Below are 21,368 nucleotides of genomic sequence, written 5' to 3'. Positions count from 1 at the left end.
CCCCACGACAGAAACGGCTTTAAAGCGTGCATTCGCTTATAAAAAGGGCTTTTCTTGCTCCAAAAAGGAGCAAAAACACGCTGTTGTCGGATTTTTCATACAAGGTGCAACTGCCTTTGTAAAAAAGGTTGCACCGTATTCGGGTTGTGGCATAGGGTTCGCGGCCTGGGTGCAACCCCGTCGAGGGTTGTTGCTACATAAAAACAAACGCCAGGGCGCAACACATGACTGCAAGCAATCCCATCACGATCACTTTTGTGATCTATATCGCGGCAATGGTGCTGATCGGCTTCATGGCCTATCGCTCCACCAAGAACCTCTCCGACTACATTCTCGGCGGCCGCAGCCTCGGCAGCGTGGTGACCGCGCTCTCCGCCGGTGCCTCGGACATGAGCGGCTGGCTGTTGATGGGCCTGCCGGGCGCCATCTATATGTCGGGCCTGTCGGAGGCCTGGATCGCCATCGGCCTGACCGTCGGCGCCTACCTGAACTGGCTGTTCGTTGCCGGCCGCCTGCGCGTGCAGACCGAACACAACGGTGATGCGCTGACCCTGCCGGACTACTTCGCCAGCCGTTTCGAGGATCAAAGCGGCCTGCTGCGGATCATCTCCGCCGTGGTCATCCTGGTGTTCTTCACCATCTATTGCGCGTCCGGCATCGTCGCCGGTGCTCGTCTGTTCGAAAGCACCTTCGGCATGTCCTACGAGACCGCCCTGTGGGCCGGTGCCGCTGCGACCATCGCCTACACCTTCGTCGGCGGTTTCCTCGCGGTGAGCTGGACCGATACCGTGCAGGCCGGCCTGATGATCTTCGCCCTGCTGCTGACGCCGATCTTCGTGCTGCTGGCGACCGGCGGCGTGGACACCACCTTCCTCGCCATCGAAGCGCAGAACCCGGCGAACTTCGACATGTTCCGCAATGCCAGCTTCATCGGCATCATCTCGCTGATGGGCTGGGGCCTGGGCTACTTCGGCCAGCCGCACATCCTGGCGCGTTTCATGGCGGCTGATTCGGTGAAATCCATCGCCAATGCCCGTCGCATCTCCATGACCTGGATGATCCTGTGCCTGGCCGGTACCTGTGCCGTGGGCTTCTTCGGTATCGCCTACTTCTCGGCGCATCCGGAAGTGGCCGGTCCGGTCACCGAGAACCATGAGCGTGTGTTCATCGAGCTGGCGAAGATCCTGTTCAACCCATGGATCGCCGGTGTCCTGCTGTCGGCCATCCTGGCGGCGGTGATGAGCACCCTGAGCTGCCAGCTGCTGGTCTGCTCCAGCGCCCTGACCGAAGACTTCTACAAGACTTTCCTGCGCAAGAATGCCTCGCAGCTGGAGCTGGTCTGGGTCGGTCGCCTGATGGTCCTGGCGGTTGCGCTGGTTTCCATCGCCCTGGCGGCCAACCCGGATAACCGCGTACTGGGCCTGGTTGCCTACGCCTGGGCTGGCTTCGGTGCCGCCTTCGGTCCGGTGGTGCTGCTGTCGGTACTGTGGAAAGGCATGACCCGCAATGGTGCGCTGGCTGGCATCGTGGTCGGCGCCCTGACCGTGATCCTGTGGAAGAACTACTCGGGCAGCAGCCTGTACGAGATCATCCCGGGCTTCATCTTCGCCACCATCGCCATCGTGCTGGTGAGCCGGATGGGCCGCGCGTCGTCCAGCATGATTGCGCGCTTTGAAAAGGCCGATGCCGACTATCACGCCAACAAGTGATCGCTGACCCCGGTTGAAACGGCGGCCCGCCTCTTCGAGAGAGGCGGGCCGCTGTCGTTTCAGCGGGTGCAACCTGACGACTGCGGCGTGACAAGGTAAACTTCCCGGCCCCTCAGGAGTTGCCATGAACTATCGTCACGCCTTCCACGCCGGCAACCACGCCGACGTCTTCAAGCACATCGTGCTGACCCGCCTCATCGCCCTGATGTCGCGCAAGGAGCAGCCGTTCGCCTATATCGACACCCACGCCGGCCTCGGTCTGTATGACCTGCAGGGCGACCAGGCGACCCGTACCGGCGAGTGGATCGAAGGCATCGGCCGGCTCTGGGGGCGTGAGGACCTGCCGGATATCACTGCGGACTACCTGCGGATCGTCAAGCGCCTGAATGCCGATGGCGAACTGCGCTACTACCCCGGCTCGCCCGAGCTGGCGCGGCGCATGGCGCGCCAGCAGGACCGCGTGCTGCTCAACGAGAAGCACCCGGAAGACGGGCGCCTGCTCAAGGACAACATGAAGAAGGACCCGCGGGTCGCCGTGCACCTGGGCGAGGGCTGGCATGTGCCTCGTGCGCTGCTGCCGGTGCAGGAAAAGCGCGCGGTGATGCTGATCGACCCGCCGTTCGAGCAGCCGGACGAGCTCAAGCGCTGCTCCAACTCGATGAAGGAGGCGATCGGTCGCATGCGCCAGACCGTCGCGGCGATCTGGTATCCGATCAAGGAGCAGAAGCAGTTGGTGCGCTTCTACCAGGACCTGACCAGTACCGGCGCGCCGAAATTGCTGCGGGTCGAACTGTATGTGCACCCGCAGGACACGCCGCAGAGCCTGAATGGCTCGGGCCTGGCGATCGCCAACCCGCCTTGGGGGCTGGAGGACGAGTTGCGCGAGTTCCTGCCGTGGCTGGCTGAATGCCTGGGGCAGACGGGCGGTAGCTGGCGGATGGATTGGTTGATCGCTGAGTAATCCTGGCTGTTGTGTTGTTCTTGAGGGCCCCATCGCTGGCAAGCCAGCTCCCACAGGGTTTTGCGGTGCATGCGGTCCCTGTGGGAGCTGGCTTGCCAGCGATGAGGCCCTTGAGGTCAGCCACCTCCTATTGCCCACCCGCTTTGCGTTATAATCCCGCCCTTTCGCCGCCGCCCGCCCACGAGGCCGGGGCGCATTTTTACCGAATGAAGAGGCTAGACCCTTGGCATTGACGATTCTTGGCCTGTCCGGCGCCCTTAGCCATGATCCTTCCGCGGCCCTGTATATCGACGGCAAGCTGATCGCCGCCGCCGAAGAAGAGCGCTTCGTGCGCGATAAACATGCAAAGAACCGCATGCCCTACGAATCGGCGAAGTTCTGCCTGGAACAAGCCGGTATCAAGCCGTCCGACGTCGATGTAGTCGCGATTCCGTTCGCCCCTATCAGCCTGTTCGGCGAAGCCCGCTGGCACTACGCCAAGCGCTACTGGTACGCCCCGGATCGCGCCCTCGACGCGATCCTGATGGGCAACCGCCGCTACAAGCGCTATCGCAAGAAGATCGTCTGGTGCCTGGAGCAACTGGGCTTCGATCCGAAGAAGATCAAGATCGAGCCGGTCGAGCACCACCTGGCCCACGCCTCCAGCGCCTACCACTGCTCCGGCTTCAAGGAGAAGACCGCGATCCTCGGGATCGACGGCAAGGGCGAGTACGCCACCACCTTCTTCGGCTATGGCGAGAACGGCAAGATCCACAAGATCAAGGAATTCTTCGATCCGGACTCCCTGGGCGGCCTGTACGGTGCGATCACCGAGTTCCTCGGCTTCGAGATGCTCGACGGCGAATTCAAGGTCATGGGCATGGCGCCGTACGGCGATGCCAGCAAGTACGATTTCTCGCGCCTGGCCAGTTTCGAAAACGGCGAACTGGTGATCAACACCGAGTACGCCAACGTCATCGGCCTGCGCCGCTATAAAGAGAAGGGCAAGGGCTTCTACTTCTCGCCGAAGCTGATCGAGTGGCTGGGGCCGAAGCGCGAAGGCGATATCGCCGACGAGCCGTACATCCACTACGCCGCCAGCATGCAGGCGCTGTTCGAGAAGCTGGCCCTGCAGATGATCGACCACTACCTGGGCGACATCCTCAAGGAAACCGGCAAGCTGGCCTTCGCCGGCGGCTGCGCGCTGAACGTCAAGCTGAACCAGAAGATCATCGCCCGTCCGGACGTGACCGAACTGTTCGTCCAGCCAGCGTCCGGCGACGCCGGTACTGCGGTCGGTGCTGCGGCCTATGTGTCCCACGCCCGTGGCGTGCCGGTCGAGAAGATGGAACACGTCTACCTCGGCCCTGCGTACTCCAACGAGGACGTGATCGCCGCCTGCGCCCGTCACCCGAGCGCACCGAAATGGCGCAAGATCGACGACATGCCTGAGCGCATCGCCCAGATCATGGTGGACGGCAACCCGGTGGCCTGGTTCCAGGGCCGCATGGAGTTCGGCCCGCGTGCCCTCGGCGGCCGTTCCATCATCGGCTGCCCGAGCGTGCCGGGCGTGGCCAACCGGATCAATGAGCAGATCAAGTTCCGCGAGCGCTGGAGGCCTTTCTGCCCGTCCATGCTGGACACCGTCGGCCCGCAGATGATCAAGGTCGATCACCCGGCGCCGTTCATGACCTTCACCTTCGAAGTGGCGGAGGAGTGGAAGACTCGCGTGCCGGAAGTGGTCCATGAGGACGGTACGTCCCGTGCCCAGGTCCTCAAGCGCGAGTACAACCCGCGCTACTACGACATGATGAAGGCCCTGGAAAACCTGACCGGCAACGGCGTGTCGCTGAACACCTCGCTGAACCGCCGTGGCGAACCGATGATCTGCTCGCCGACCGACGCGCTGAACATGTTCTTCGGCTCCGATCTTCAATACCTGATCATGGAAGACATCCTGGTAGTGAAGGACGACGCGAAAGCCTATGACACGCTCGACTGACAAGCGCGTCCTGCAGTTCTGCCATGGCTATGACGGGCCTTTCCTCGATTGCGCCCGTCAGTACGCCAGCCTGTTCGCCGGGACCGGCTACAAGGTCACCACGGTCTTCCTCACCGGCAAGGCCGACCCGCAGGTCGCGCAAGGCTGCGCCAGTGACGAAGTGCTGTTTCTCGAGTTCAGCTCCAGCGCCATTCGTGGCCTGAAGCTGGGTGCGATCCGGGCGCTGCGCAAGATTGCCGCAGCGCGGGATTTCAGTTTCTGCATCGCCCATCGCTTCAAGCCCATCTACATCACCCTGCTGGCCACGCGCCTGCCGGTGATCGGCGTGCACCATGCCTTCGACGACTACAAGCGTGGCAGCCGCCAGCTGTTCGCCAATCTCTTCAGCAAGCGCCTGAGCCTGCTCGGTGTGTCCGACGCGGTGCGTGACGATATGCGCCGCTGCCTGAAGAAATGGCCGGCCGAACGCATCCAGACGTTGTACAACCGGGTCGATATCGAGGCGCTGCAACAGCGCCTGGTGCCTGCTGCCGAGGCCCGCGAGAGCCTCAAGCTGGACCCGCAGGCGTGGATCGTCGGCAACGTCGGTCGCCTGCATCCGGACAAGGACCAGGCCACCCTGCTGCGCGGTTTTGCCCAGGCGTTGCCGAACCTGCCGGCCGGCGCGCGCCTGGCGATCCTCGGCAAGGGTCGGCTGGAAGCCCAGCTCAAGGCCCTCGCCGTCGAACTGGAGATTGCCGGGCAAGTGGACTTTCTTGGCCAGGTCGCCGACGCCAGGCGTTACTTCGCTGCCTTCGATACCTTCGCCCTGAGCTCGGATCATGAGCCGTTCGGCATGGTCCTGCTGGAGGCGATGGTCGCTGGTGTTCCGCTGGCGGCCACGGCCTGTGGCGGTGCCAGCGAAGTGGTCGAAGGCGTTGGCGTGCTGTTCCCGCTCGGTGATGCGGCTGCGCTGGCCCGGTCCCTGCAGGTACTGGCGGCAATGGACGAGGCGCAGCTTCAGGAGTGTCGCGAACGCATGCTGGAGCGCCTGCACGCGCGCTTCTCCGACGCAGCGGTACGCCAGGAGTTCTGGCGTTTGCCCCACGTCGTCGCCCTGACTGCGGAGGCCTGATGCTCAATCGATTGCAAGGCTGGCGCGAGCGTGGCTGGCGCGTCGTTGACGCCGAGACTTATGCACAGGCCTGGCACCGCTTCGGCGGCAGCGTGGCCAGTCATCCGCTGGTGGTCGCGCAGCTCGCCGAAATGGCCGATATCCCGGTGCGCTACCTGGCCTGGGAGCAGGGCGGCGAGATCAAGGCGGCGATCCCGACCTGGGGTCGTTACCTGGCGCTGTCGAAGGACGTGCTCAAGCGTCATGGCAAGAAAGGCCTGTTCGACCTCGGCAACGCCGAGATCATCCTGCCGGCTGCTGCCGAGGCCCAGGCGCCGCTGCGCCACAGCGCACGCTACCTGTCCGAGCTGAACCAGGGGCGTTTCAGCCTGCTCAAGGCGCAGAGCGAGTCCCTGGCCATGGCCCGCACGCCGGAAGACCTGTCGAAGAAATTCCGCTACAACCAGCGCCGCGAACTGCGCCTGCTGGAAGAGGCGGGCGGGGTGGTCAAGCCGATCCAGGACTTCGACAGCGCGACTATCGCCGCGATGTACTGCGACCTGTTCCTGCGCCGCTGGAACTTCCCGGCGACCGGCGCCGAGCGCATGGCCGAGGTGATCGAGCGCTTGCGCTCGCTGCTGATCGGTTCGGTGGTGTTCCTCAACGACGCGCCGATCGCTATCCAGCTGGTGTACCGGGTCGAAGCGCCGGAGTGGATCAGCGTCGAGTACGTCAATGGTGGCGTCGACCCGCAGACCCGCGAGTTCAGCCCCGGCAGCGTGCTGAGTTTCCTCAATACCCAGAGCGCCTGGGAAGACGCCCGTGCCCGCAACAAGGCCCTGCGCTTCTCCTTCGGCCGCTCCGATCGCGAGTACAAGGATCGATGGTGCAACCCCGTGCCGGTGTTCCAGGTTTGAACCGCAAGCAGCAACTGCTCAAGCGCCATCGCCGCAACAAGCGCGTGGCGCTTTTGCTTGGGCTGCTGGTGCTGGTCGCCGTGGGAGTGCTGGTGGCCTGGTGGCTGCCGCTGGTGCTGGCGCTGCTGGGCTGGGTCGCCCATGAGGCGTGGTTTGCCGATCACCTGTTCTATTCGCCGGCGCAGGATTATCGCTACCGTTTCGCGGACGACAGCGCGCATCCCGTGCAGCTGCGCGAGGGTCGTTTGCAGCTTGAACAGCCCCTGGCCCTCGATGGCAGCGAGACCCTGATTCTCCAGGTGCAACTCAAAAGCAACTGGCTGGGTCGCTTCCTCGATCCCGGGATTGACCTTGCGGGCGACGGGGTCGAGGACCGGCAGGCCTTCGAGCGCGGCGTCAACGGCCTGCGCTATCTCAATCTCGGTGGCTTCGGTGGTGCCCTCGGTGAAGGCCGGCTGGCCGTGCGTGGGCGCTTCTGCCGGCTGCTTGGCCAGCCGAAGTTGTGGGTCATCCGGCATCCGGACTACCGCCAGCAGCGGGTCATGGTCATCGCGCCCCATGCCGACGATGCCGAACTGGCGGCCTACGGGCTGTACAGCCAGGCCGCGCAGACCTGGATCGTCACCCTGACCGCCGGCGAGATCGAGGCCGAGCATTACCAGGACATGGGCCTGGGCAGGGCCGAAGCGGCGCGCCTCAAGGGCCGTCTGCGGGCCTGGGACAGCATCGCCGTGCCGCGCTGGGCCGGAGTACCCGAAGCGCAGTGCGTGCAGTTGGGTTACTTCTGTCTGCAACTGCCGGTGATGCAGGCGTCGCCCGCCGACCCCGTTGGCTCCCGTGAAGCCGATACCGCCGACACCCGGCCGTTCCGCCAGCTCAACAGCCTGGCGTTGCCGGGCGACGACGGCGTGCCCAGCTGGAACAACCTGCTGGCCGACCTGCGCGCCCTGATCGAGACCGCCCGGCCGGAAGTCATCGTGCTACCGCACCCGGTGCTCGATCCGCACCCTGACCATCTCTGCGCCCAGCAGGCGGTGGTCCAGGCCTTGCAAGGGCTGGACTGGCAACCGCAAACCCTGCTTGGCTACGCCAATCACCTGCACGACAACGACCGCTGGCCCATGGGCGATACCGGAACCGGCGTGGCCCTGCCGCCGGTGACCGAGGGCGACGACACCTGGCTGCCCTGGAGCCTGACGCTGGATGCCGGGCGTCAATGCGACAAGGCCATGGCCCTGGGCATGATGCATGACCTGCAGCCCCGCCCGCCCTTCAAGCGTCGGCTGCGCCGGCTACTGCAACGCCTGCTGGCCGGGCGGCGGGGCTCTGTGTTCGGGGAAAACGAGTTCTTCCGCAAGGCTGTGCGGCGTCATGAACTCTTGTGGGTCGTGAAACGAAAATAAAGAAAACGGGGACGTACAGTATCGGTACCCCGGATCAACCAAGAGAGCTTCGAGTGATCAAATCCAAACCCCGGATCCTGTTCGTCATCCCTTATTTCGGACAATGGCCGTTCTGGATGCCGTTCTACCTGGAAAGCTGCCGGCGCAACCCGGACATCGACTGGCTGCTGTTCAGCGATTGCGGCGTGCCGGACAACCTCCCGGCCAACGTCACCGTCGAGCCGATCAGCTACCAGGAATATTGCCAATTGGTGTCGGCGCGCCTCGGGATCGACTTTTCCCCGGTGCATGCCTACAAGCTGTGCGATATCAAGCCGGCGCTCGGCTATATCCACGAAGACCGTCTGCAGGGCTACGATTTCTGGGCTTTCGGCGATATCGACCTGGTCTACGGTGACCTGCGGGCCTATTTCACCGCCGAGCGCCTGGCGCGCAATGACCTGTTTTCCACTCACGAGCGTCGGGTGGCCGGGCATCTGTGCGTGATGCGCAATACCGCCGACCAGCGCGGCCTGTTCAAGCGGATCAAGAACTGGCGTGAACGCTTCACCGACCACGAGCACCATGCCATCGATGAAGGGGCGTTCAGCCGCCTGTTCCTGTGGCGCAAGAACTTTCCGAAACCGCTGTTCGAACTGGTCGGCAAGTTCAATCCGCTGCGCCGCCGCAGCGAGTTCACCGAGGCGTTCAGCACGCCCGGCGGGGTGATCAAATGGCACGACGGCAGCTGCGATTTCCCCCTGCACTGGTACTGGCAGGACGGGCGCCTGAGCAATGACCGTGATGGCCAGCGCAGCTTCCCGTATTTCCATTTCGTCTGCTGGAAACGCAACGAGTGGTCGCAAATGCCCACGCCAGATCCGGCCGAGGTGCGCCGTCTGGCGTCGTCGTCGAGCTGGATGATCGACCAGCACGGTTTTCACCAGGGAGCCCTATGAAACGACGTTTCAAGGTGTTGCAACTGCAGCCGGACTACAACATCAAGCGCCATGACTTTGCCGATCTCGCCGAGCAGATCGTCAAGGCGCTGCCGACCGACCGCTTCGAGACCACCATGGCCTTCCTCAAGGGCAAGCCAGGGCCTGGCGAGCCGGCAAGCCGTTCCGATCATTCGGTGTATTTCGAGTTCAGCGACAAGGCCCTCAAGGGCATGCGCCTGATGGCGTTGTGGAAGATGTACCGCTTCTGCCGCAAGGAAGGCTTCGACGTGGTGATCTGCAACCGCTTCAAGCCGGTCAACATGATGCTGCAGCTCAACCGCTGGCTGAAGATCCCGCTGTGCATCGGCATTTCCCATGGCTTCGGCGAGTACGACCGTCTCTACCGGCGCCGCCAGACCCAGCGCCTGGTGGACAGGCATTGGCAGTTCGTCGGGGTATCGCCGGCGGTCAAGCAGTACCTGGTTGACTGCAAGTGCGGCTTCACTGAGCAGAACACCCACGCCATCACCAACGCCATCGATATTCCCCAGGCCGAGTCGCTGCAGCATTCCCGCGAGAAGGCCCGCGAGTTGCTCGGGCTGGCGGCGGATGCGCGCCTGGTCGGGGCGCTCGGGCGTCTGGTGCCGGTCAAGGGGCATACCCATCTGCTGAAGGCTTTCGCAGCGCTCAAGGACAAATACCCACAGGCGCAACTGGCGATCATCGGCGCCGGTCGCGAACAACAGAACCTTCAGGCCGAAATCGACCAGTTGGGTCTGAACGGTCGCGCCCATCTGCTGGGCTTCAAGGAAAACGCGCTGCAATACGTGCGTGCGTTCGATATCTGGGCCATGCCGTCGATGGCCGAGGGGCTCGGTCTGGCCCTGCTCGAAGGCATGAGTGGGCGCCTGCCGGTGATCGCCTCCAGCGTGCCGGCGATGCTGCCGTTGATCCAGGGTGCGGGCGGGCTGGCGGTCGAGCCGGGCAATGTCGCCCAGCTCACCACCGCGCTGGACAGCTACCTGGCTCTCGACGAACAGAGCCTGCGGGCCAAGGGCGAGCAAACTTACCAGTACCTGCAGAACAACCACGATATCGACGTATTCCGCCAGCAGTACCTGGACCTGATCGAGTCCGGCCTGGCCAAGGCGAACGAGGAACCGGCATGAGCGACAAGCAACCCCTGGTAAGCGTCATCATCGCTTCCTACAACCACGGGCCCTACATCGAGCAGAGCATCCAGAGTGTGCTCGATCAGACCTACCCGAATGTCGAGCTGCTGGTGATCGACGATGGTTCCACCGACGATAGTGTCGAGCGGATCCAGCGTCTGCAGGCGATCCATGGGTTCGACTTCAAGGTCCAGAAAAACCAGGGGCTGACCCGTACGCTGAACGACGGTATCGCCCGTTCCCACGGTGAGCTGATCGCCACCTTCGGTTCGGACGACATCATGATGCCGGACCGCATCGCCATTCAGGTCGCGCATATGGCCGACAAGCCCGAGGTGGGTATCTGTGCGGGCAATATCGAGCTGATCGATTCCAAGGGTGAGCTCTTCCCCGAGAAGCGCCAGCGCCGTGATGTCCCGTTCAGGCGCTCCGACTTCGAGGACATGTTCCTGGAGCGCAAGCCCTATCCGCCGGCACCGACCCTGCTGTTCCGCCGTGAAGCGCTGGAGAAGGTCGGTGGTTTCAACCCGGATATCCGCCTCGAAGACCTCTACATCGAGCTGAAGATCACCCATGCCGGCTATGTCATCGACGGCCTGCCGGTGGTCATGGCGCGCTACCGCAAGCACGCGACCAACTCGTACAAGAATCACCGTTTCATGATCGAAAGCATCCTGCGCATCTACGCGCATTTCAGCGATCATCCGGCGTACGAGGAGGTCAAGTTCAAGGCCTTGAACTCGATGTTCCTGAAGGTGGCGAACCGTGATCGCAAGCTGGCCCGGGAGCTGCTGGCGCAGATTCCGCTCAGGGCGTTCACCCGCAAGACTTGGCGCGGCCTGGGGCGGCTGTTGTTCTCGCCACTGGAGCGGGGCTGAAGACTGATGGGCTGGATTACACGGTTCCTGGAAAAACGCGCCAAGCGCGAGATCCGCAAGCTGCCTCGCAGCGAACGCGGCCGCGCGCGTTTCAAGGCGCGTTATCCACAGTATGAGTTCGGTGTCGGCAGCTACGGCCTGCCCGAGGTGCATGACTGGCAGGAAGGTTCGACGCTGAAGATCGGGGCGTACTGCTCGATCGCCGAGGGCGTGCAGATCTTTCTGGGCGGGCATCACCGTGCCGACTGGGTCACCACCTATCCCTTTCCGGCGATGTTCGACGAAGCGGCGCATATCAAGGACTACAACGGCACCCGTGGCGATGTGATCATCGGCAACGATGTCTGGCTGTGTTCCAACAGCAGCATCCTCTCGGGCGTGACGGTCGGTCATGGCGCCATCGTTGCCGCTGGCGCCCTGGTAACCCGGGACGTACCGCCTTACGCGATCGTCGGTGGCAACCCGGCGAAGGTGATCAACTGGCGCTTCCCGGAAGACATTCGTGCCGAACTGTTGCGGGCGGCCTGGTGGGAGTGGCCTGAAGCGGAGATTCGCCAGATCCTGGCGAAACTCTGCAACGACGATATCCGGGCGTTTCTCGATTACGCCCGAAACCGCTGAATCAGGCTTTCTCCCCCAGCGCTGCGCGTTTGAGGCGCCAATGCTGCACCCACTGTTTGCCCTTGGCGATACCCGGCTTTTCGAATATCAGGAAGGTCAGGCTGCTGATCAGCACCAGCAGGGCGCAGCAGACCGCGATCATCGTCAGGAACGGCAGGGGGTCATCCATGGCGAAGCCGGCCTGCGGGTACCAATGGTAAGCCACCCACCACAGCAGGAAACCGTGCAGAAGATAGGTGCTGTAGCTGATTTCCCCCATCCAGCGAACGCTGCGCAGACGTAGCGCGCCGAACAGATCGTTGCCCGACACCACCACGAAGAAAAAACCGCTCAGCAACAGCAGGGGGAAGACGGCGAAGGTTTTGCGCAACAGAGTCAGCACTGCCAGTAGCAGGATCAGCGCAACTATCGCCGCCAGCCGGCTACGCCCCCAATCGACCAGCGCCGGTTTGCGGATCCAGTACGCCGCCGCGATACCGCCGAGGAAGCTCAGCAGGTACTTTTTCTTCAGCGAGTGCTCCCAGCCGACCACCTGCGCGAGCAGATAAAGGCCTACCAGGCAGGCAATGGTTTTGGCGTGCGCGCCGCGGTAGATGAAGATCATTCCTAGCAACGGTAGTGCCAGGTAGAAGTACACCTCGTAGGTCAGGGTCCAGGTGACGTTGGAAATCAGTGTCCCGGTCCCGGCGACCTGGTTGATGTCGGGGCGGTCGAATATCAGCCACAGGGCCACATGCTTGAGCAACTGCTGCGGGCTTTCCTGCAGTGTCCATCCTTGCAGGTAGAGCGCGGTGACGACCAGGGCCGCGAGCAATGGCACGTATAAAGGATAGAGGCGGAACACCCGGGAAATCGCAAAGGCTCGCCAGTCATGATTGCGGCCCTGCTTGAGCAGGCGGTCCCAGAACAGGAAGCCGGTGATCATGAAGAACAGCGCGACACCGACCTGGCCAATCTGGGCGAAGAAACGATCGGTCGGCATAGCGATCTGGCCAGTCTGGTGGAACTGCCAGGCAATGGCGGCATGGTGGATGAACACCGCGAAAGCGAGATAGCCACGCAGGCCGTCGATGGCCGTGGCGCGCTCAGCGTTGAGCGGCAGGTTGCGGGCGATGCCCGGGATCCTGACCAGGAGTGCCGCCACCATCAAGGCCAGGGTGTAGGCCGCGAGTGACAGCAGAGGAGCAGTGAGCATAGGTCGTACTTTTATTTTTGGGAGGGCTGAAGATGCTCGCGCATCCGTTGCGTGAAGGCCGGTGCAATTTCGGCGTAGCCGCAAAGCAGCGCCTCGACGCTTTCTTCGAACAGCCATTCCCGGTCCTGGGCGTAGCGCTGCATGTGTCGCAGGTTGCGCTGGCGTAATCCCGGGGACAGTGGCGAAGGCTGGATACGCATGTCGGCCAGGTCGATCAGGCCGAAATCGTTGTCCTCGAGCAGCAGGACATTGCCCAGGTGCAGCGAGCGGAAATACACGCCATTCTGGTGCAACTGTGCAATGAAGCGGCCAAGACGATAGACCAGTTTCTCCCTTTCCGCCCGGGTAGCGCAGCGCTCCAGGGCATGGCGTAGGGTCTGGCCAGGGAGTGGCTGGTAGCGAACACCCTTGCCGCCATCGGCATAACGATACAGATCAAGTACCTGCGGGGTGGTGAAGCCCATGGCCGACAGTTGTTGGCTGTTTCTGGCGAAGCGCTGGGAATAGGGATTCAGGCTTTCCGAGGTGTACCAGCGGCGGCGGCGGAAAAGCTTGAGGAAGCTGCCGTCCTGCAAGCGCAGGACCTTGGGACCCAGCCCGTCTTCTTCGATGACCTCGCCCTGTTCAGCCATCTGCCTGGCATGCGTCACTGAAATAGCCCGGGGTTCCAAGGCCAGCAACCGGCCCTCACGTCGGGCTATGTTCAGGGCGGCCATCAGCGCCAGTGGAATCCATATCAGGAACCAGTGCTCCTTCGGGCGGGAGAGGATGCCGCCACCCTCGGTAAGGCCGGCACCGATACCGAAGGCCAGCAAGGTCGAAACAAGGACGAAGTATTTGCTCTCGCGGTGCCGCCAGCCACTGTAAAGGGCATAGGCGATCATGCCGATCCATGGAACAAAGCCGACCACGCCAACGTTGTACAGCACGCCAAGGGCAAAGTTATGCGGCTCGCTCAATAGCCAGCCGATATTCAGGTCGACCACCATCGGCGCGTCGTACCCGTGCCCGAATAACAGGTGGTCGAGGATCAGGTTCCAGCTGAAACGCCAGATTTCGAAGCGGTACGAATCGCCGCGGCCGACGATCATTTCCGGGGCGAAAGCCACCAGGGCGAGAGCAATCAGCGGAATCGCCAGGAGCAGCGGCAGCGTGCGTCGGTTGGCGCGCAGCATGACGATCCAGCCTAGCGCCAGGGTCAGTGCTACCAACGGGGTTCGCGAACCAGTGGCGATTACGGCGGCGAACATCACCGTCAGCCCGACCAGGCTCAGGACCAGGAAGCGAGGGCGCCTGTCAGTGATGCACATGACCAGCCAGTAGGTACAGAAGAAACCGAACAGGTGAGAACTGAGCAATGGGTTGTCCATCGCTCCCGAACCTTCCAGGCGTAACCCGTCGACGTAGGTCAGGGCAAAGTAGTAGAGATCCCTGAGGCTGGCCACCAGCACGACCAGGGCCGCGGCGAGGAAAATCCCCTTGAGGAGCTCAGGGCGGTGGCGCAGCAGAAGGCATGTACCGGCGAACAGCATCAGCGTATGCAGAGGACGCTTGATCAGACTGCTGGTGCTGTCGGTCGTAGGGCTCCAGGCCAGGCTTGCCACCGCGTAGAGCGCGAACAACACGAACAGGACGACGATCGGCTCACGAGCCAGCGCCGCAACTTCGCGCGGGCGCAGCAGCAGCGCGAGCAGGGTCGGTATGCTGAACAGGGCATAGAAAAGCTTGTGGTGGAAACTGCGGTCCGGCAGGTAGAAAAGCGCACTCAGCAGCAGGAAGTATCCAATCGGCAGGATCCATAAACAGATTAAGTCGAACAGGCGATTGGCGCCTTGGTGAATGCGGCTCGGATGCATAGGCTAGGCTGGTGATGATTTCAGAAGCGGCAATACTAACCCAGCTGTCTGCGTTGCGCTGTGAAACCTGGGCCGGTCGCCGGACACCGGGCGAATTACCCTGTCATGAAGCTGTGTTAAAGTCGGCCTCCCAATTTCCAGTTACTTCCCTGACATGACCGATTCCAGTGGCTCCGCCAGCCCCTCGAGCATGAAGATCTACTTCCGCCTGCTCGGCTACGTCCGGCCCTATATTGGCCTGTTCCTGCTGAGTATCGTCGGCTTCCTGATCTTCGCCTCGACCCAACCCATGCTGGGCTACATCCTCAAGTACTTCGTCGATGGCCTGTCCAATCCCGAAGCGGTGCTGTTCCCGTCCGTCCCCTACCTGCGCGACCTGCAATTGCTGCAGGCGGTGCCGCTGCTGATCATCCTGATCGCGGCCTGGCAGGGCCTGGGTTCTTTCCTTGGCAACTACTTCCTGGCCAAGGTCTCCCTTGGCCTGGTCCATGACTTGCGTGTGCAACTCTTCAATAACCTGCTGACCCTGCCCAATCGCTATTTTGACAAGCACAACTCCGGGCACCTGATCTCGCGCATCACCTTCAACGTCACCATGGTGACCGGAGCGGCCACCGATGCGATCAAGGTGGTGATCCGCGAAGGCATGACCGTGGTCTTCCTGTTCGGCTCGCTGTTGCTGATGAACTGGCGCCTGACCCTGGTGATGATCGCCATCCTGCCGCTGATCGCCTTCATGGTCAGCCGCGCCAGCAAGAAATTCCGCAAGCAGAGCAAGAAGATCCAGGTGGCGATGGGCGATGTCACCCATGTGGCGTCCGAGACCATCCAGGGCTACCGCGTGGTGCGCAGCTTCGGTGGCGAGACCTACGAGCAGAAGCGCTTCCTTGGCGCCAGCCAGAGCAACACCGACAAGCAACTGCGCATGACCCGCACCGGGGCCATCTATACGCCGCTGCTGCAACTGGTCATTTATACCGCCATGGCCATCCTGATGTTCCTCGTGCTCTATCTGCGCGGCGACGCCTCGGCGGGTGACATGGTGGCCTACATTACCCTGGCCGGCCTGCTGCCCAAGCCGATTCGCCAACTGTCTGAAGTGAGCTCGACCATCCAGAAGGGCGTCGCCGGTGCCGAGAGCATCTTCGAACAACTGGATGTCGAGCCGGAGCTGGACAAGGGCACTGTCGAGCGCGATACCGTCACCGGTCGCCTCGAGGTGCGCAACCTCAGCTTCACCTACCCGGGCACTGAGCGCCTGGTGCTGGACGACATCAGCTTCACCGCCGAGCCGGGGCAGATGATCGCCCTGGTCGGACGCTCGGGCAGCGGCAAGTCGACCCTGGCCAGCCTGATCCCGCGCTTCTACCATCACAACCAGGGCGAGATTCTCCTGGATGGCGTCGAGGTCGAGGACTACCGCCTGCTCAACCTGCGCCGGCATATCGCCCAGGTGACCCAGCACGTCACTCTGTTCAGCGACAGCGTGGCCAACAACATCGCCTACGGTGACCTGGCCGGTGCGCCGCGTGCCGACGTCGAGGCAGCGGCCGCTGCCGCCTATGCCAAGGACTTCGTCGACCAGTTGCCACAAGGCTTCGATACCCAGGTCGGCGAGAACGGCGTGCTGCTTTCCGGCGGCCAGCGCCAGCGCCTGGCGATCGCCCGGGCCTTGCTGAAGAACGCGCCGCTGCTGATCCTCGACGAGGCGACTTCGGCGCTGGACACCGAGTCCGAACGGCATATCCAGGCCGCGCTCGACCAGGTCATGAAAGGCCGCACCACCCTGGTCATCGCCCACCGCCTGTCCACCATCGAGAAGGCCGACCTGATCCTGGTCATGGACCAGGGCCGTATCGTCGAACGTGGCACCCACGGGCAACTGCTCGCCGCCAACGGCTACTACGCCCGCCTGCATGCCATGGGCCTGGACGAGCCGAGCAAGGCCGACATCACCTGAAACAACTGCGCCGGGCCGCAATGGCCCGGCGCTGCTTTGCGTTCCGAATTCCCCGACAACGGGCACAGGCGAGCTGTCGCCAACCCTGTGCTAATATCCCGCCCCTGTTCATTCTGTCTGATGGGTTATCCATGAAGTTGTCCATGCCGCGTTTCGATCAAGCCCCGGTATTGGTGGTCGGCGATGTCATGCTCGACCGCTACTGGCATGGCGGTACTTCGAGGATCTCGCCTGAAGCCCCGGTGCCGGTGGTCAAGGTCGAGCAGATCGAGGATCGTCCCGGCGGCGCGGCCAACGTTGCCTTGAACATCGCCGCGCTGGGTGCCCCGGCTGCACTGGTCGGTGTGACCGGCCAGGACGAAGCGGCCGACAGCCTGGCCAACAGCCTGCAGGCGGCCGGCGTGCGTTCGGTGTTCCAGCGCATCGCCCACCAGCCGACCATCGTCAAGCTGCGGGTCATGAGCCGTCACCAGCAACTGCTGCGTATCGACTTCGAAGAGCCCTTCGCCACCGATCCGCTGTCCCTCGGTGCCGAAGTCGATGCCTTGCTCGAGGGGGTCAAGGTGCTGGTCCTGTCCGACTACGGCAAGGGCGCGCTGAAGAACCACCAGAGCCTGATCCAGGCGGCTCGCGAGCGCGGTATCCCGGTGCTGGCCGACCCCAAGGGCAAGGATTTCTCCATCTACCGTGGCGCCAGCCTGATCACCCCGAACCTCAGCGAATTCGAAACCATCGTTGGCCGTTGTGCCGACGAGGCCGAGCTGGTGGCCAAGGGCGGCGAGCTGATGCGCGAGCTGGAACTGGGCGCCTTGCTGGTGACCCGTGGCGAGCACGGCATGACCCTGCTGCGCCCGGATCACCCGGCCCTGCACCTGCCGGCCCGGGCCCGTGAAGTCTTCGATGTCACCGGTGCCGGCGACACGGTGATCTCCACCCTGGCTGCCGCCATCGCGGCAGGCGAAGACCTGCCCAACGCAGTGGGCCTGGCCAACCTGGCCGCGGGCATCGTGGTTGGCAAGCTGGGTACTGCGGCGATCAGCGCGCCGGAACTGCGCCGGGCGATCCAGCGCGAGGAAGGCTCTGAGCGCGGTGTACTGGGGCTCGAACAACTGCTGCTGGCCATCGACGATGCCCGTGCGCACAAGGAAAAGATCGTCTTCACCAATGGCTGCTTCGACATTCTCCATGCCGGTCACGTGACCTACCTGGAGCAGGCGCGGGCCCAGGGCGACCGCTTGATCGTCGCGGTCAACGACGATGCTTCGGTGAGCCGCCTGAAAGGGCCTGGGCGTCCGATCAACAGTGTCGACCGGCGCATGGCGGTGCTGGCCGGCCTGGGCGCGGTGGACTGGGTGATCAGCTTCGCCGAAGGCACCCCGGAAAACCTGCTGAGCCAGGTCAAGCCGGATGTGTTGGTCAAGGGCGGCGACTACGGCATCGACCAGGTGGTCGGCGCGGATATCGTCAAGGCCTATGGCGGTACTGTGAAGGTGCTGGGGCTGGTGGAAAACAGCTCGACCACGGCGATCGTCGAGAAGATCCGCAAGAACTGAAATCCAGAAGGGCCTGCATTGCAGGCCCTTTTGGTTCACGCGGTCCCCTGTGGGAGCTGGCTTGCCAGCGATGAGGCCAGATCAGACAACATCTTTGTTCATGATGGCCCTATCGCTGGCAAGCCAGCTCCCACAGGGTCCGTGTCGTCTATTTGCCCAAGCCGCCCCGCGCCATCTGCAACAACGCCTTCGCCTTCCCGGTAATCCGCTGCAAGCCACTGGGCTTGCTCGGCGTCAGGCCCTGCTGACGCAACCAGTCCTTCCAGCGAATCCGCTCGTCCTTCACCACCCAGCCTTCCTGCTGCGCGAAGCTCTCCGCCAGATACAGGCCGCGGGTGCTTGCCGGTACCAGCGCATCCTTCCTCAGGGTGTACAGCTCCGGCAACGGTTTCCCATCTTCCAGCGGCATCAGGTACAGGTCAGGGCGCGCGCGATCCAGCCGGGCGACGAGCTGGTCGCCTTCGAGGCGCTCGTCGACATGGAACAGGCTCAGCGACTTGGCTTCCTTCGGCACCTGCAGGCGCAGGTCGTAGATCAGTTGCAGCGACGCCGTCGGCAGATGCACATAGGCCCGCGGGCGCTCGATCAGTTGCTGGCTGCCGCAACGCACCGGCCGCGCCGCGCCGGTATGCGGCGTGAGGTTGAACGACAGCGACTCGCGATAGTGCAGGGCGGCGGCATAGGGCGCCGGCAGCCAGGTATCGTTGAAACGTCCGCCGAGCCAGCCTTCCGGGGTTTCCAGCAGGCATTCCTCCGCTACTTCCTGCACTGCCGTGTGCAGCGGCAGGTTGAGCTCCTGGGCCGGGACGTAACCGGAGATCAGCTTGAGCACCACATCGCCCCGGTCCTGGCGGCGCTGGCGCACCAGTACCCAGTAGTCGCGGTGCTGCCAGCACAGGGTCAGGCGCACCGAGACCCCGAGGTTGGCCAGTTCGACAGCGAAGCGCTCGTGATCCGGCAACTGGATAGACTTGCGCCGCTGCAGGGTCTGGGCGAAGTTCAGCGGCCGGCCGATGCTCTGGTAGCTCAAGCCCTCCACGCCGGCTTCGACGTGCAGGGGCAGGGTCTTGAAGTTGCTCGGGTTCTTGCGGATCAGCGTTCGCGGCATGTCGGCTCCTTCTTGCGTTGGGGTCGGCCGCGGCGGCGGCTCAGTGCTGGCGCAGCACCTGGGCGACGATCGCCACGTTGTGGGCCAGGTGCAGGGGATTGATGGTCCCGACAATAGCACTGCCGACGCCGGGATGGGCAAACAGCAACTCGAAGCTGGCCTTGACCGGATCGACCCCCGGGCTCAGGCACACATGCCCGCTGGCCAGGGCTTTCTTCACCAGGATCGCCTTGCCATGGGCCGCGGCATAGTCGAGCACCGGGCGCTCGGCCTGCTCGTTGAGATTGTAGGTGACCATCGCGCAATCGCCCTGTTCCAGGGCTTTCAGCCCGCCTTCGACGGTTTTACCGGAGAAGCCGAAGCCGCGGATCTTGCCCTCCTGCTTGAGCAGGGCAAGGGTCTGGTAGACCTCTTCCTGCTCGAGGATGCGCAGGTCGTCGCCGTTGGAGTGGACCAGGACCAGGTCGATGCAGTCTGTTTCAAGGCGTTGCAGGCTACGTTCCACCGAGGCGCGGGTATGGGCTGCGCTGAAGTCGAAGCGGGACTGGCCGTCCTCGAACTCTTCGCCGACCTTGCTGACGATCACCCACTGATCACGCTGGCCGCGCAGCAGCGGGCCGAGGCGTTCCTCGCTGCGACCGTAGGCCGGGGCGGTGTCGATCAGGTTGATGCCGAGGTCACGGGCCTGGGCCAGCAGCAGGCGGGCGGTGTCGTCGTCGGGGATGGTGAAGCCGTTGGGGTATTTCACGCCCTGGTCGCGGCCGAGCTTGACGGTGCCCAGGCCCAGCGGTGAAACCGACAGTCCGGTGCTGCCCAGCGGGCGGTGCAGATCGTGCAGGGTTGGCAGGGTCATGGCAGCAGGCGATCCCATTCCGGTTGGGCCAGCGCTGGCTTCGGCAGGTCGGGCAGAGCCGGCAGATTGGCGGGCTTGATGCCGTCGCGGTCGAGGGCGTGCAGCACGCGGTCGGCGAAGTCAGGGGCCAGGGCCAGCTTGGTTGGCCAGCCCACCAGCAGGTTGTGCTGGTCGGCGAGGAAGGCGTTGTCCGGGCGCACCAGGCCGGACTGCGCCGGCTCGGCCCGATCGACCCGCAGGGTGGCCCAGCGCACCTGGCTCAGGTCGACCCACGGCAGCAGGCCGGCGACTTCCTTCTTCGCCGCGGCGATCTGCGCCTCGGGTTCGCGGGCCACGCCGTCGGCTTCGGCGATATCACCGCCGAGGTACCAGACCCACTGGCCATCGGCGGCCGGGTGGGTGGTCACGGTGATGCGCGGCTTGGGTCCGCCGCCCAGGCAATGGGCGTACAGCGGCTTCAGGCTCGGGCCCTTGGCGATCACCATGTGCAGGGGGCGGCGCTGCATGGCCGGCTGGCTCAGGCCGAGGTCGGCGAGCAGGTCGGCGGTGCCGGCGCCGGCACTGAGCACGATGCGCTGGGCACGGATCTCGCGGTCGTCGACGCGCAGGCCTACCAATTCGTCACCGTTGCGCAACGGCTCGATGCGCTCGCCAGCGAGCAGGCTGTCGCCGGCCAGCTCGGCCAGGCGCTGCAGCAGGCTCGGCACATCCACCACCAGCTCGGCCAGGCGATAGACCTTGCCCTTGAAGCCGCGGTCCTGCAGGGCGGGCGGCAACTGGTCGCCCTTGACCTGGTCGACCCGGCCGCGCACCGCCTTGCTGGCGAAGAAGCTGGTGAGATTGCCGGCGAGGGTGCCGGGGGACCAGAGATAGTGGGCCTCGGACAACAGGCGCACGCCGGACAGGTCCAGCTCGCCGTTGCCGGCCAGGGCTTCGCGCCAGCGTCGCGGCATGTCGGCGATGGCTTCCGAGGCGCCGGTCAGGGCGCCATGCAGCGCGTATTTGGCGCCGCCGTGGATGATGCCCTGGGACTTGAGGGTCTGCCCGCCACCGACGCTGCTGCGTTCCACCAGCACCGTCGAGTAGCCCAGGCGCCGCAGCCGGGCGTTGAGCCAGAGACCCGCAACCCCCGCGCCGACGATCAGGACGTCGGTGGAAATGACCGATGACATGCAGTTACCTCAACAA

17 protein-coding genes are annotated in these 21,368 nt (G+C 63.8%); 12 read left to right on the top strand and 5 right to left on the bottom strand.

Annotated elements, in window-relative coordinates; all coding sequences use genetic code 11:
- The first annotated feature begins 224 nt into the window (after positions 1-224).
- From putP to PSEMO_RS20555, 10 genes are all read left to right on the top strand, one after another.
- A complete protein-coding gene (putP, locus tag PSEMO_RS20600) occupies positions 225-1,709 on the top strand; it encodes a sodium/proline symporter PutP (protein ID WP_075804816.1) in 1,485 nt (494 codons plus the stop codon).
- Between the two features lie 124 nt (positions 1,710-1,833).
- On the top strand, positions 1,834-2,670 hold the full coding sequence (locus PSEMO_RS20595) for a 23S rRNA (adenine(2030)-N(6))-methyltransferase RlmJ (protein WP_075804815.1): 837 nt from the start codon (positions 1,834-1,836) through the stop codon (positions 2,668-2,670).
- A gap of 223 nt (positions 2,671-2,893) precedes the next feature.
- Positions 2,894-4,651: a carbamoyltransferase family protein gene (locus tag PSEMO_RS20590; protein ID WP_075804814.1), complete on the top strand. Its 1,758-nt coding sequence runs from the start codon at positions 2,894-2,896 to the stop codon at positions 4,649-4,651.
- Positions 4,635-5,765 carry a glycosyltransferase gene (locus PSEMO_RS20585; RefSeq protein WP_075804813.1) on the top strand — a complete coding sequence of 377 codons (1,131 nt, stop codon included), beginning with the start codon at positions 4,635-4,637 and terminating at the stop codon, positions 5,763-5,765. The genes PSEMO_RS20590 and PSEMO_RS20585 overlap by 17 nt, the downstream gene beginning before the upstream one ends.
- The gene (locus PSEMO_RS20580; protein WP_075804812.1) at positions 5,765-6,661 is read left to right on the top strand and encodes an antimicrobial resistance protein Mig-14; all 897 of its coding nucleotides are present in this window, start codon (positions 5,765-5,767) and stop codon (positions 6,659-6,661) included. The genes PSEMO_RS20585 and PSEMO_RS20580 overlap by 1 nt, the downstream gene beginning before the upstream one ends.
- Entirely contained in the window at positions 6,628-8,064 is a 1,437-nt protein-coding gene (locus tag PSEMO_RS20575) for a PIG-L deacetylase family protein (protein WP_372239128.1), read from the top strand. Before PSEMO_RS20580 ends, PSEMO_RS20575 begins: the two co-directional genes overlap by 34 nt.
- Before the next feature lie 53 nt (positions 8,065-8,117).
- Positions 8,118-9,002: a DUF6625 family protein gene (locus PSEMO_RS20570; RefSeq protein ID WP_075804810.1), complete on the top strand. Its 885-nt coding sequence runs from the start codon at positions 8,118-8,120 to the stop codon at positions 9,000-9,002.
- The gene (locus PSEMO_RS20565) at positions 8,999-10,153 is read left to right on the top strand and encodes a glycosyltransferase (protein ID WP_075804809.1); all 1,155 of its coding nucleotides are present in this window, start codon (positions 8,999-9,001) and stop codon (positions 10,151-10,153) included. Before PSEMO_RS20570 ends, PSEMO_RS20565 begins: the two co-directional genes overlap by 4 nt.
- Complete coding sequence (locus PSEMO_RS20560) at positions 10,150-11,034, top strand: glycosyltransferase (RefSeq protein WP_075804808.1); 885 nt, start codon at positions 10,150-10,152, stop codon at positions 11,032-11,034. The genes PSEMO_RS20565 and PSEMO_RS20560 overlap by 4 nt, the downstream gene beginning before the upstream one ends.
- A gap of 6 nt (positions 11,035-11,040) precedes the next feature.
- Positions 11,041-11,655, top strand: coding sequence for a CatB-related O-acetyltransferase (locus PSEMO_RS20555; protein WP_075804807.1), 615 nt, complete (start codon positions 11,041-11,043; stop codon positions 11,653-11,655).
- Between the two features lies 1 nt (position 11,656).
- Here PSEMO_RS20555 and PSEMO_RS20550 read toward each other — a convergent pair whose 3' ends face one another.
- Positions 11,657-12,850 (bottom strand): acyltransferase family protein, encoded by a 1,194-nt coding sequence (locus PSEMO_RS20550; RefSeq protein WP_075804806.1) that lies wholly within the window; start codon positions 12,848-12,850, stop codon positions 11,657-11,659.
- Positions 12,851-12,861: 11 nt separating this feature from the next.
- Positions 12,862-14,706, bottom strand: coding sequence for a bifunctional O-antigen ligase/aminoglycoside phosphotransferase family protein (locus PSEMO_RS20545; protein ID WP_075804805.1), 1,845 nt, complete (start codon positions 14,704-14,706; stop codon positions 12,862-12,864).
- A 154-nt stretch (positions 14,707-14,860) separates the two neighbouring features.
- On the opposite strand from PSEMO_RS20545, the gene msbA reads away from it, so the two are divergent.
- Complete coding sequence (msbA, locus tag PSEMO_RS20540) at positions 14,861-16,666, top strand: lipid A export permease/ATP-binding protein MsbA (RefSeq protein WP_075804804.1); 1,806 nt, start codon at positions 14,861-14,863, stop codon at positions 16,664-16,666.
- A gap of 131 nt (positions 16,667-16,797) precedes the next feature.
- Complete coding sequence (gene hldE / locus PSEMO_RS20535; RefSeq protein ID WP_075804803.1) at positions 16,798-18,219, top strand: bifunctional D-glycero-beta-D-manno-heptose-7-phosphate kinase/D-glycero-beta-D-manno-heptose 1-phosphate adenylyltransferase HldE; 1,422 nt, start codon at positions 16,798-16,800, stop codon at positions 18,217-18,219.
- Positions 18,220-18,367: 148 nt separating this feature from the next.
- On the opposite strand, the gene PSEMO_RS20530 is transcribed toward hldE, so the two are convergent.
- From PSEMO_RS20530 to PSEMO_RS20520, 3 genes are read right to left on the bottom strand one after another with little or no spacing between them, the layout of a single operon-like run.
- Positions 18,368-19,327, bottom strand: a complete 960-nt coding sequence (locus PSEMO_RS20530; protein ID WP_075804802.1) for a metal ABC transporter ATPase — start codon at positions 19,325-19,327, stop codon at positions 18,368-18,370.
- Between the two features lie 40 nt (positions 19,328-19,367).
- Positions 19,368-20,180 (bottom strand): aldo/keto reductase, encoded by an 813-nt coding sequence (locus PSEMO_RS20525; RefSeq protein ID WP_075804801.1) that lies wholly within the window; start codon positions 20,178-20,180, stop codon positions 19,368-19,370.
- On the bottom strand, positions 20,177-21,352 hold the full coding sequence (locus PSEMO_RS20520; RefSeq protein ID WP_075804800.1) for an NAD(P)/FAD-dependent oxidoreductase: 1,176 nt from the start codon (positions 21,350-21,352) through the stop codon (positions 20,177-20,179). Before PSEMO_RS20520 ends, PSEMO_RS20525 begins: the two co-directional genes overlap by 4 nt.
- Between the last annotated feature and the right edge of the window lie 16 nt (positions 21,353-21,368).

Origin of the sequence: Pseudomonas putida, assembly GCF_001941965.1 — a bacterium.
Classification (GTDB): domain Bacteria; phylum Pseudomonadota; class Gammaproteobacteria; order Pseudomonadales; family Pseudomonadaceae; genus Aquipseudomonas; species Aquipseudomonas putida_L.
Note: the sequence above shows the minus strand (reverse complement) of the source record. Positions and strands in the feature narration are given on the sequence as shown.